Origin of the sequence: Candidatus Megaera venefica (genome assembly GCF_034554655.1) — a bacterium.
In the GTDB taxonomy this organism is placed as follows: Bacteria; Pseudomonadota; Alphaproteobacteria; order Rickettsiales; family Rickettsiaceae; genus Megaera_A; species Megaera_A venefica.
On record NZ_JARJFB010000054.1, the window covers coordinates 1 to 11,043 of the forward strand.

The 11,043-nt window shown below is 34.3% G+C and carries 8 protein-coding genes; 5 read left to right on the top strand and 3 right to left on the bottom strand.

Translation table 11 applies throughout. The annotated features are described in order from the left end of the window. Window positions 1-1,704: 1,704 nt before the first annotated feature. A complete protein-coding gene (locus Megvenef_RS04335) occupies window positions 1,705-2,865 on the bottom strand; it encodes a phosphodiester glycosidase family protein (protein ID WP_322776763.1) in 1,161 nt (386 codons plus the stop codon). Between the two features lie 97 nt (window positions 2,866-2,962). Between Megvenef_RS04335 and Megvenef_RS04340 the strand changes: the two genes are divergently transcribed. After that, on the top strand, window positions 2,963-3,793 hold the full coding sequence (locus Megvenef_RS04340) for an SDR family oxidoreductase (RefSeq protein WP_322776764.1): 831 nt from the start codon (window positions 2,963-2,965) through the stop codon (window positions 3,791-3,793). A 145-nt stretch (window positions 3,794-3,938) separates the two neighbouring features. On the opposite strand, the gene Megvenef_RS04345 is transcribed toward Megvenef_RS04340, so the two are convergent. Together Megvenef_RS04345 and Megvenef_RS04350 are read right to left on the bottom strand one after the other, a co-directional pair. Next, window positions 3,939-6,884, bottom strand: a complete 2,946-nt coding sequence (locus Megvenef_RS04345; RefSeq protein ID WP_322776765.1) for a gamma-glutamyl-gamma-aminobutyrate hydrolase family protein — start codon at window positions 6,882-6,884, stop codon at window positions 3,939-3,941. 271 nt (window positions 6,885-7,155) lie between these two features. Further along, window positions 7,156-8,082, bottom strand: a complete 927-nt coding sequence (locus Megvenef_RS04350) for an SPFH domain-containing protein (protein ID WP_322776766.1) — start codon at window positions 8,080-8,082, stop codon at window positions 7,156-7,158. 263 nt (window positions 8,083-8,345) lie between these two features. Between Megvenef_RS04350 and Megvenef_RS04355 the strand changes: the two genes are divergently transcribed. From Megvenef_RS04355 to Megvenef_RS04370, 4 genes are all read left to right on the top strand, one after another. Beyond that, on the top strand, window positions 8,346-8,810 hold the full coding sequence (locus tag Megvenef_RS04355; RefSeq protein WP_322776767.1) for a division/cell wall cluster transcriptional repressor MraZ: 465 nt from the start codon (window positions 8,346-8,348) through the stop codon (window positions 8,808-8,810). A gap of 3 nt (window positions 8,811-8,813) precedes the next feature. Then, window positions 8,814-9,779, top strand: a complete 966-nt coding sequence (rsmH, locus tag Megvenef_RS04360) for a 16S rRNA (cytosine(1402)-N(4))-methyltransferase RsmH (protein WP_322776768.1) — start codon at window positions 8,814-8,816, stop codon at window positions 9,777-9,779. Further along, complete coding sequence (gene ftsL / locus Megvenef_RS04365; RefSeq protein ID WP_322776769.1) at window positions 9,769-10,161, top strand: cell division protein FtsL; 393 nt, start codon at window positions 9,769-9,771, stop codon at window positions 10,159-10,161. The genes rsmH and ftsL overlap by 11 nt, the downstream gene beginning before the upstream one ends. A gap of 382 nt (window positions 10,162-10,543) precedes the next feature. Next, window positions 10,544-11,043: transposase (locus Megvenef_RS04370; RefSeq protein ID WP_322776251.1), on the top strand; the 500-nt coding region annotated here is incomplete at its 3' end.

Sequence of the window (11,043 nt, forward strand, 5' to 3'; positions counted from 1 at the left end):
ATACTTCAGGTTTAGAAGGTTATTTGATATTTTTCTCTGGAACAGAAATTATATAAAATTCCTCCACAAATGAGGTTTTATTTTTGATGATTGAAATTCTAGATTTATTATATTCTACTTATGCTGACATACTTTTTGCTATATATAATCATCATGATTATTACTCATATTATTGCTTCTATTATTATTGCTTATTGATGTATCTAAAGGTTGATTTAAGTCTAAGTATTCCTTTAATACTATTTCCATTTCCTATTAATTTTACACTAATTGTATATTTTATTCTTTCAATTTAATATTCTCTTCTTTCAATCGATCATTCTCTTCTTTCAATCGATCATTTTCTTTTTGAAGTTGCTTATTCACTCTATTTTAAAACAATCTTGATTCTATTAATTCTTCTTCTAATTTCTATATTCTTATCGCTAATTATTCTTTTTCTTTCTCCTGAGTTTTAGTAATTTTGATTAATGATTATGAATGTTGAGTTGATAAGGTTAATAATTATTTGTCAATATCCTCATTTTACATTTAATTATATATGATTAATCCTGACATTGATTTCGACACAAAGGTCGAGATGGCTGTGGAAAGAGTACATTCTTAATATAATCTAGTATTTCAATAGAAGACATCTTGATACTGCCTCTCGTCGTAATTCAAATCACGATCTTGTAGTTGACAAATACGTGGAAAAGGAGAAATTATTGCTATCAATTTCCTCCCTAATCCAATAGATAGCCCGCATAACCGGCAACGAATTGTTGGACCCCATCAAACAACACATCGAATAAATTGAACACGAAATGCATCACATCAAAGAACTAATGATTAAGAGTCTCTCGAACAGTGGAGTGTTGTAGGGAGTCAATTAAGGATTTAGTGCAATCAGTACCTTAGATAATTCTCAAGTGGAGTCAAGTGAAGAATTGTCGAAGTTTAAGAAGAAATTGCAAAACCATAAGAATCTCATCAATTTGCTTATGGAAAATTAGTATTACTAAAAATAAAATAAGAACCTAGATGAAACAAACTCTGTAAAATAATAACTCAATTGACCAAAAAGATGATGTCACATCCTTAAGTATAATTAATAGATATATACATATAGAATCAATTGAAAATTTATTCGAAAATTTTAAGAAGGAAGTTAGCGAAATGATAGTTGAAGGGAATAGACAGATAAGAGGTAGTTTATTAATAAAATTTTAAGAAAAAAGCAATGCCTGTTGGGTAGTGTTGGGGGATCTAAATAATAGAATAGAAAAAATGGAAACCGAAAAGACTGAATTGCAGAAAACCCCAGAAAAGAAGGGATTCTTTAAGAAAGCATAATCTTTGTTGCATAATTGATATTTTAATTATAATTTAATATAAATTGTAAATTGGTATGGTATTTCTGAACGATAAGTTCCTCAAAGGAACAAAAATTACCATAAGGTTGATTTGTTATTATGTAACATGAGTTTGATATGATGAGGTAAATAGTTAGGCAAAAATTAGGTTGAATTAAGGGGCTGCCAGAAAATTATCCTGAACAGAATTGTGTCATACTAAACGAAAAAAGGAGTCGTCATACCGGACTTGATCCGGTATCTAGTAAGGCATGAGTAGATCCAGGTTCAAGCCTGGGATATGTGTCGGAACGTATTGTATCGAGAACTAAAACAAACTCATAGAACAAAATTTGAGAGATTAAGTATATTAGCGTAGTTTAAACACTATTGCATCTGAAATAGGTCGGACTAATTTCTGTCCTTCAGCTTCGTCCTTGTCGCCAAAAGATTCATTTATATATTTTCCATCGACATACATGGTTGAAGATCCCCCACCATCAAGGTTAATAGCCTCGTAACATCCCATTTCCTTCATAAAATTTGCTAATTCAAGCATTGTAAGGCCAACTGATTTGCTATCGGTATTTAAATCATCAAAAATGATTTTTTTCATATCGGCTACTTTCATATCAACTATAGAAATGTTTTTTTTATCCATTATTTTTTTTACTTCACTGAAGGTAACGCTTGAAGCCTCTTTTCTATAAACATGTTCAGCAAGAACAATTACTATATTTCCATCTTCTTTTATGCCGAATGCTGTCCTGGCATGTTTTTCTTCGTTTGAAAGATTTTCTCGTGTTTTACCGTTAATAATTAAAGATGGTAGACCCATAACGGAAAAATTATCTGATTTAGCAAAATGATTTGGTGTCCATGTAAATTGAACCTTTTGTCCAACTTTTATTTCACTCAAATCATAAACAGTTGGAAACGAAAGGACATACCCTCCCTCAGGAATTTTGCTATTTCCATGCATAGATAATTCATGAACTTTAAATTCACGATTAATAATTACCTCTTTTCTGTCACTGTAAGAACTTAAGGTACTTGGTCCCCAGTTACGATTGAAATAAAACACATCTTTGCCTTTAGCAAACCTGTTAAACTTATTGGGCTTTATAATTTTTTTTGCAATAGACACTTCAAGAGATGGGGTGACGATCTCAACAGAAAACTTATCAACGTTTTTTACTAAGCACGCATGCTCAGTTACTCGCATTCCATAAACCTCACCATTGCTGACTAGGGTTCCAGTTGGTCGTCCGTCTTGATTGTCACCAATTTCAAAAAAACCGGCATTAATCGCAATTTGTGCATTTTCGCGTTTAGCAATTTCTCCTACTCTTTCGCGGCCAAAAACTTGATCATGAGCAACGACTAATGAAGCTTTATATTCTTTTGGATCAATAATCACTACATGAATTTTATGGCCATCTCTCTCTATAAGATTATATTGATGATCAGCTTTTATAGGTAAAGATAAAAGTAATATGAAAATTAGAATTAGTGCTTTAAAAATACTCACAGGTTTTTGCTCAATAGTTTTATATAATCAGCGATATTGTAATATAATTATCTTCAACTGTCGATTTTATTTCGGGATATTTTATTTAGTGATTTTTATGAAAAATACATTTTTGATTTTGGGTTACGGTTATACTGGATCGCACGTGGCAAACTTAATCAGCCAAAATGGGTGGCGAGTTGTAGGCACTTCAAGTAAGTCTCACCATACAAACGCAGCTATTATTCCATATGATAGAGAGCAGATAACAAACGAAATTAAAACTGCTACCCATATTTTAGTTTCGATACCACCAGATGAGAACGGAGATGTCGTCCTTGCGGATTTTTCGGATATTTTATCTTTAGCAAAAAATTTGAAATGGATTGGTTATTTATCTTCTACAGCTGTGTATGGTAATCATGATGGCGCTTTCATTAATGAAGAATCTATTTTGCTACCATCAAGTAAACGTGCAAAGCAAAGGGTAAGGGCTGAAACGGAGTGGTTAGAGTTTGGTAAAAAATATAAAACTAATGTGAATATTTTTAGATTGGCAGGGATTTACGGACCAGAAAGAAATGCCCTTGATCAAGTACGAGCCGGTCAAGCTAGGTCGATTTTTAAAGAGGGGCAAGTTTTTTCTAGAATTCATGTAGAGGATATAGCAAGAATAATTGTGGCTGCAGCTATGCTTGAGAGTATAAAAGAAATATATAACGTTGCTGATGATGAACCATGCCCAACTTTTGAAGTTAATAATTTTGCTGCCGAGCTGCTTGGAGTTATTCCACCTCCAATTATAGATATAAAAGAAGCCAAGTTATCAGAGATGGCAAAAGAATTTTACAATGATAATAAGAGGATTAGTAATTCTAAAATTAAAGACAAGCTTCATATTAAATTGAAATATCCTACATTTCGAGAAGGACTTCGGGCTATGCTATAGGTGTTTTTAGATTATCTACAAATTTGTGAGTTGAGAAAATTAAATAAATTTATTACTTAGAAGATATCTTTTGGCTTTGTTAAGCCGTCTAATTCATGCATAGGGTATAAAATATTTTTTATACCCTAATATTTACACTATTTTGCTAGACATCAATTGTAGATTCATCAGCAACTTGACCTAATAAGCTCTGCATCTGATCTTGTATAGACTTCATATGTCCCAGGATATCTTCGCCATTGTGATTCATAATTGCCAGTTCAACAAAGTTATTCAGCCACGCTTTTTGATTTATAGAGCTTTCGTCTTTTCTACAATAAAAATGTTCAGGATGAAACTGAGTAGCAAAATGAATAGATGAAGAATATGACATGGGGACGCCGCTCTCAGATATAGCTCCTAGGGTTAACTTGCCTAAATTACCGCTAACTGCTGCATAATGGTGCGCCGTGTCGCTTTTAAATGTAATTTCAGGAAACACTCCTGTCTTTAGCATTTGTGATTGTTGTTCTTTAGTCAGGACCATGTAGTAAGGAAGAGTTCCTTTAAGATAGGTGATAGTGTGTTGGCCATGGTCATAGCCTTTTAACGGTGCTAATGTGCCTTTATAGTTTAATACTAGGTGTTGTGCACCAGCGCACATACCAACATACGGAGCTGCTTTGTCTGCGGCCTTTGTTAAAACAATCTGGTATAGTTTCTCGATAGGATGTATTAGTGGGCAATCTTCAAGTTTAAAAGTTTTGTGACCAGGATAGCTATCGCCTGCACCAGGGTTAATAAATGCGTCGAATTGATCAAGGAAATCCACTCCGGCCTTGTCTACCATCTCAAGTGTAATAAGATGAAATACAACGTTTGGATAATTTTGCATGAGCAGTCTAGCTACCGACCAAGCGCCAGTTGACCAAAAATCATTTCCGTTACTGATTGCAATGTGAGTTAAATTATCTTTAAATAAGTTATTTAAATCTACGCTCTCCTTATATAAAGCAAATAAAGGATCGTTTGACAATTCAATAATGCGTTCAGCAACAGAAGAACCAGTAGAAATTAGCAAATCCGCTAAACTTTCTCCGTTTTCTTTGTCAACAATATCGATATCTTTCAATTGAGACGCGATTTTATTAGCTAATTGTTCGGATTCTTTAGTTGGTTCTTCTGAATTAAAGCTGGTAATTATATTGAATAAATCAATTGTTGAAGTTTTGTTATTATTTGCTTGATAGATGTCATGTCCAGCGTCGATTAGTTCATCTGCTAATGTTAGTTTTTTTGCGAGTATAGCAAGTTGTAATGCGGAGTAACCCCATTTATTTGTAAAATCTTGACCATGTAGTTGCTTTGCTGTGAGTTCGATATCAGGATTTAATACCTCTCTTGCGAATGGGGATAAGTCCGAGCTATTTTTTCCGTATGCGCAATATAAATCATATATATCCGATACAATTGTAATATTACTTATAGATGCTCCTGCTGCTCGCATTAATTCCATACAAGCTACTCTGTCAAAAAATTGTGCAAATTTTGTGATCATATCCTGTGAAATTTTTACATTAAAGCTTAATACACCAGTTATATAAGCTCTAGGGTCAATAGTACTGATACCTAATGCCGTAACGAAATACTCAGCGAACTTATGGTTGCCACCTGAGATCAACTGATTTAGCAGTTCAGTAGCATTATCTATTGATGCTCCTTCCTTGATAGCGTCTTTTAGCAAATCTAGATCATTATATTCAATGGCATATTGGAATATAATATCAGCATTAATCAATTTTGATTTATTGAGTAATTTTAAAATTTCGACACTAGGAGCTATAGGTACCATTTTTCCGGAAGGAGAAGTATAGTAGCTTTTCTTTGATAGCTGTTCTATGAAGTAATCGTTGAGTTTTAAGTCGTACCTAACTGCTATTGCAACTAATTCTTCAAAATGGATATTAATTGTAGCCGTTTCAAACGTATTTATTTGATGGTTATGTTTTGGTAGTGCAAGATCATATATAGTTTTTGCTAAAGTATTTGGGTCTAAACCTTTTTCTACAAGTAGTTCTATTTGTTCTTTTGTAAGAGATTCCAGATTCCAAGGAAAAGAGTTAAAATCACCGCACAAATCTATAATTAGTTGCAAATGATTTTGTACAAACTCTGGCATGCAAAAAGTAATTTTTTGAAGCTCAGCTCCTTTTGATGCTATATGTTTAATAAGTGACTCTTGTTTGTCTATTAAACTCTGGCTCTTGATAAATTCACCTTTTTCTTGGCTATATTCATTTGGAGTTAATTGAATAATTTTTTGCAAGATCTTTTGTACGGGTACAATATTATTACCAATAAGTAGATCTATAAAATCGGCGGTAAAATTATTAAGGGAAGGAAAATAATTATCGTCAAAGTCTTTTATACTAAAACCATGTTTTTGTACAATTTTTAGCAGACGTAATTGACCTGCAGGGGTGCTGCTCTCGGTTGACGCCCTGAAAACACTTGCAAGCGTAAGTCCATTCTCTATAAGTAAATCAATTGCAGTAGTTGGCAAAAAACTTGGAATGCTATAAAGATTTGGGAGTGAGGCGTTTGTTCCATTTTTAAGAGCAATCTGAATTAAATCGGTACATTCTTTATCGCGTTCGATATTATAATAACTCATAATATGGCTAAGTGCCGAGGACGGATTGGAGCCCATTGCGATCATAAGTTCTAAAGATCTAGCTGTTGGTAGGGTATCGAACCAAAAATCAAAATTAGACTTTATGCCTTCATCATTAAACACTTCAAGAACGGACTCTTGTATAAGGTTGTTTTGTATAGACATAACATAATTAAACACCGATTCTTGTGATGCTGCAGATTTTGCTATATGCGCAAGCCCTTTAGGAGAAAGTGCAACTTGTTCGTTAAGTCCATATAAATTAACGCCTGAATATAACTCCTGCTCAGTTGCATGAGAATGTTCTTCCTTTAGCAATACATGTATTTCGTTATTAGGTGTATCCTCTTTAAAAGAGGAGATCATTTGATGCCATCTTATTGACGACTGAATAAATTCTTTTGCGTGCTCTGGAACAGTTAGTACAATTTCTTTCATGAATAATAATTTAGTTTTGTTGAGTTTGAATGCTTAATTTACTATATAACTTACTCAAACAATCATAAATCATATTATAAATATATGTAAATGGTTTTGTGTATAAAGTTTCGAATGTTTAACTAACTAAACAACTCTTAAGCATAAGTGGTAAAGGTCACATGTATATTACACGGTTATACCGGTTACAGTCATACCGGGCTTGACCCGGTAGCTTCTTTTGTTTTATGAGATAACGATCCAAGTTCGGTATGACTATAAGCGGTTAGGATTACTTTTTGCCGGTAGATGTTTTTACATTGTTGAATATAGTCATAGCTTGTGCAATTACGCTGCTTGGAGATCCCAAGTCTGCTGGTAACAGAATTGTGTTTGAATCTTTAGCTAACTTACTAAATGCTTCTATGTATTGATGGGCAACTTTCAGAGATACGGCGTCTTGACCGCCATCCTGTTTGATTGCGCTAGCAACTATGCTAATCCCTTTAGCGGTCGCCTCGGCTACAAATAATATCGCTTCCCCTTCACCTTTTGCCCTATTTACTTGGTCGGTATAAGCGGCTTCTGACTTAAGGACAACCTGAGCTTTTTCACCTTCAGAAACGTTTATTTGAGCTTGTCTATGCCCCTCTGATTCCATTATTCTTGCGCGTTTTTGTCTTTCTGCGGCTACTTCCAGTTCCATAGCCTCTAGGATAGTAGTAGGTGGCTGAATATCTTTTATTTCATAACGCATGCATTGGATTCCCCAGTTTGTAGCGGCTTGGTTAATTGAAGAGACAATAGCATGATTTAATGTTTCTCTTTCTTCAAAAGTTCTGTCTAGTTTTAATTTTCCTATTTCAGAACGCATAGTGGTTTGAGCTAGCTGAGTGATTGCATAATATGGATTTTCGACACCGTACGAAGCTGCAACAGCGTCAATAATTTTGACGTATAATACGCCGTCTATAAGGAGAGTAACATTGTCATTTGAGATCGCTGTTTGTGCGTGAACATCAACTGCTTGCTCCTTTAGGGTGTGTTTGTAAGCTACTCTCTGAATAATTGGTACGATTATATTAAGACCAGGTTCAAGAACCTTGTCGTATTTACCAAGCCTTTCCAAGACCCACGCTTGCTGCTGAGGTACGATTTTTATCATGAATATTAGTGCTATTATGGCTAGAGCACTTATTGAAAGTAGTAATATGTCCATAAATTTAAAACCGTTAAGTTAATTTTGTTACTCATCCTACTATATCACAAAGAGTTTCTATTAAAAAATATTGGTATAAAAAGGTAATAAATTTCTTCGTAACTAGCAACTTGTTACCTAAATATCACTTGACTCTATAAAAATTTGGCTTTATTTTCCATCTAGATCCATAAAATCCCATATTAACCCATTTCTTACCAAATTTTGTGTTAAATTATATTCAAGGCGTAATACGCCATACTTATTGCGGCAATATATAAAATATGAATATTTTTCTTTCTAAGTATGTAAATAAAATTGACACGAAGGGTAGAGTATCAATCCCCGCGAGTTACAGAGCTGCTCTTGGGCAAGAAAATTTTAGCGGTATTATCGTTTATCCATCCTTTAAAAATAATTGTATTGAGGCATGCAGTATGTCTCATCTTGAGGAATTAAGCCGTATCATTCAAAGCCTTGACCCGTATTCAGATGAAAGAGATGCTTTTGAAACTATTGTTCTTGGTGAGGCTATCCAGCTTCAATTTGATAACGAGGGTAGAGTTACGCTACCTTCTCATTTAACCGCTCAAATTGGCGTTACCACGCAGGCGTGTTTTGTTGGAAAAGGTTTGGTTTTTGAAATATGGCATCCTGAGAATTTTGAAAAATATTTAAAGTCTGCGCGATTAATTGCTCAGGACAATAGGTCTATCTTAAAAAATAAACATTATGGTTCAGGGGAATAGATAATGGATTTAAGTGAAACAGTACAAAATAGGTCAAATTCTCCCCACCGTTCTGTGTTGCTTAATGAGGTTATTGAGTATTTATCCATAAAAGATGGTGGTAGATATCTCGATTGCACCTTTGGTGCTGGCGGCTATACGAGAGCAATTTTATCAAAGGGTGATTGTTACGTAACGGCCATTGATCAGGACCCAACTGTAATAAAGTTTGCCAATGACCTTTCTTCGGACTATGGCGATAGATTTAATTTTATTCAAACAAACTTCTCAGAAGTAGCTTCAAGGCTACAGGGTAAAAATTTTGATGGAGTAGTACTTGATTTAGGAATTTCTTCAATGCAAGTAGACCAGGCTGCTAGAGGGTTTTCTTTTATGCAAAATGGTCCACTCGACATGAGAATGAGTGTTACTGGCATGAGTGCAGCAGAGTTCTTGGAAACTGCTTCTGAACAAGAAATAGCTGACATCATATATAAATATGGTGAAGAAGTGCAATCAAGGGCTATCGCGAAAAATATTGTTTATTATCGCCAGACAGATCGTATTGATACAACTTTGAAATTAGCTGAAATTGTTCGTCAGTCTAAGCATTATCGCTCCGAAAAAATAGATCCTGCTACAAAAACTTTTCAAGCTATCAGGATATATATTAATGACGAGCTCGGGGCCTTGGAAAGATTTCTTGCCAATGCCGAAGGTCTATTAGTGCCAGGTGGTAGAATTATAGTGGTTTCGTTTCATTCTCTTGAAGATAGTATTGTTAAAAATTTCTTTAAGGAAAGTTCTGTAAAAAAAATTGCTAAATCAAAATACTCAAAAGAAATAAATAATTTTCCCGAGGGAAAATGGCTCCAAATTATTACTAAAAAACCTTTGGTTCCTTCGCGTGCTGAGGTTCAAGATAATCCAAGGTCCAGATCTGCCAAGCTAAGAGTGGCTGAAAAAATAAGAGGTAACCATGTTACTTGAGAAATCGCCGATATACATAGTTTTCATAGTGTGTTTAATGTCCATATATGCATTATTTAATATAAAAGAAAATGTCATGAGTATTAAGGGCGAGCTAACAGAAGTTAACAACCAAGTCCAAGACGAAATTGATAAAATTCACTTATTAAAAGCTGAGTTAGCTTACTTGGCTTCACCAGAGAGATTAAAAGCTTTAAATGATGAATACGTTAAGCTTTCTGATACTAACCTCGCTCAAATGGAAATAGATCCAATTATTCAAGATAAAGAGGTTCTTGAAGTGAGAAGAGTTGCGAGCGTTAAGTTAAGAAGCGAAAATACAAAATGGAGATATAAAAAGGGGCCTAGCAAATACGTGACTATGGCTTCTGGGAAAAAATAATCCTAGGAGCTTAGTATAATAATGCCAGTCATCCAGGACTCAGGAGGCAGAAGGAGATCCTGAATAAAGTTCAGGATAACCAAATCTACGCAAAAAATCAGTCATATCGAGCTTGACTGGGTATCTCAGGCGACAGAAGGAGATTCTGAATAAAGTTCAGGGTAATCCATAGAGTTCGTAATAAATTAGCCAGTAATTTTTGTCGCAGAAATGATAAAAATAATATATATATTGGTAGCAATAGATAAATTTTTAAGAAATGAGTAATTTAATCGCAAATATTAATAGATTAATTTTGGGAGGGAAAGGGGGTCTGTCCATCTAAGTGTGTAAATTCCTTATAGGTTATATAATCAATTAATATAACTAAGAGGAATAAAATATGACTAAAAACACTATCAATAATAAGAATAATGAAGCTATATCCGCAGCGATAGATTTACTGGTAAGTAAAGAAGTAGATCTATCGAATGTTTTAAGCAAAGGCGGGTTATTGAAACAACTAACAAAACGTCTTGTGGAAAAAGCTTTACAGGCAGAGATGAATAATCATCTAGGTTATGACAGATACGATCGTATTATCACTTCTAATAACGCCCGTAACGGTGTATCTCAAAAGAATCTAATCACTGATAATGGCCTTATTACAATAGACGTTCCAAGGGATAGAGATGCTGAGTTTGAACCTGCAATCATTCCCAAAAGAAAAACAAGAATTGAAGGTTTAGATCAAAAAATTCTATCCTTATACGCCAAAGGAATGAGTCTATCAGATATTAAACTTCAGATTCAGGAACTATACGGGGCTGACATTAGCGAAAGCCTTGTTAGTAGAATTACTGATGATGTCATGGACGATGTTAAAGCTTGGCAAGGCAGGCC

Excerpts from the sequence above, each read along its gene's own strand:
- Megvenef_RS04340 (WP_322776764.1), top strand. The coding sequence starts at position 2,963 with ATGAAAAATACATTTTTGATTTTGGGTTACGGTTATACTGGATCGCAC.
- Megvenef_RS04345 (WP_322776765.1), bottom strand. The coding sequence starts at position 6,884 with ATGAAAGAAATTGTACTAACTGTTCCAGAGCACGCAAAAGAATTTATT.
- Megvenef_RS04350 (WP_322776766.1), bottom strand. The coding sequence starts at position 8,082 with ATGGACATATTACTACTTTCAATAAGTGCTCTAGCCATAATAGCACTA.
- Megvenef_RS04355 (WP_322776767.1), top strand. The coding sequence starts at position 8,346 with ATGAATATTTTTCTTTCTAAGTATGTAAATAAAATTGACACGAAGGGT.
- rsmH (WP_322776768.1), top strand. The coding sequence starts at position 8,814 with ATGGATTTAAGTGAAACAGTACAAAATAGGTCAAATTCTCCCCACCGT.
- ftsL (WP_322776769.1), top strand. The coding sequence starts at position 9,769 with ATGTTACTTGAGAAATCGCCGATATACATAGTTTTCATAGTGTGTTTA.